Annotated in this window: 2 protein-coding genes; both read left to right on the plus strand. The window is 37.0% G+C overall.

The annotated features are described in order from the left end of the window. Positions 1-280: helix-turn-helix domain-containing protein (locus ACE1TI_RS21810; RefSeq protein WP_375009599.1), on the plus strand; the 280-nt coding region annotated here is incomplete at its 5' end. After that, positions 265-1,128 carry an IS3 family transposase gene (locus ACE1TI_RS21815; protein ID WP_375009600.1) on the plus strand — a complete coding sequence of 288 codons (864 nt, stop codon included), beginning with the start codon at positions 265-267 and terminating at the stop codon, positions 1,126-1,128. The genes ACE1TI_RS21810 and ACE1TI_RS21815, both read left to right, overlap by 16 nt. Positions 1,129-1,168: the final 40 nt, after the last annotated feature.

Raw genomic sequence — 1,168 nt, forward strand, 5'->3', positions numbered from 1 at the left:
GGTTGTTCAAGACAAACTGAGTGGAAAACGGACAAACCAAGAAATAATGGAGAAGTATGGGATTAAAAATGTCTCTCAAATTAAAACATGGATGAAGTGGTATAAAACGGGAGAGATGTATCGGTTTGATCAACCCATAGGAAAACAATATACGTATGGCCATGGACCAGAAGGTAAGACGGAAGAAGAGCGCACAAATAGTCAGCTCACCCATTTGAAGGCGGAGAATGAGATCTTAAAAAAGTATTTAGCGATGAAAGAGGAGTGGATAAAAGAATAGTTCTGAATCTAGTTGGAAAGCTACGCAAAAAATACACGGTAACAAAGCTATTGAACGTATTAAAGGTACCCCGTTCCACTTATTATTGTTGGGTCCAAGAAGAGACGGTAACATATAAAAATAAGTATGAAGATTTGATTATAGAGGTCTGTAAATCAACAAATTATCGAAATGGTCATCGAAAGATACGAGCTATTTTAAAACGCCAACATCAAGTAAAGTTAAATCGGAATACCGTGCAAAAAATTATGCAAAAGCACCATCTCCAATGCAAGGTAAAACCAAAACGGAAATGGAAATCTCATGGGGAAAGTGAGGTTATAGCGCCTCATGTATTAAACCGTGATTTTCATGCTGCGAAACCGAACGAAAAATGGGTTACTGACATTACGTATATTCAATATGGCAGTGAAACGTTGTACCTCTCTACCATTATGGATTTATATAATAATGAGGTTGTATCCTATAAGCTGTATTCGCATCAGCAGATACCGTTCGTGATGGAGACATTAGAAGAAGCATTAAAGAAGAGAAATCATCCAGAGGGTATTATTGTTCATACTGATCAAGGGAGCGTATACACGTCCTATGCCTACCAAAATTATTTGAAGGAACATCACTTAATCGCAAGTATGTCCAGGCGTGGAAACTGTTGGGATAACGCGGTAATTGAATCCTTCCATTCTCATTTGAAAACAGAAGAATTTCAGTATTGTAAGTATCATTCCTTAGATAATAAGACCGTTGTTTCTAGAATTAGAAAATATATTCAACACTATAATGAAGAGCGAATACAAGAAAAACTAGGCTACCTTACTCCAAAAGAGTTTGGAGTCAAAGCAGCCTAGCAGGTGTTTTATATCTGTCTCATTTAGCTATGGCAGTTCA

Source organism: Alteribacillus sp. JSM 102045, assembly GCF_041949975.1.
GTDB lineage: Bacteria > Bacillota > Bacilli > Bacillales > Marinococcaceae > Alteribacillus.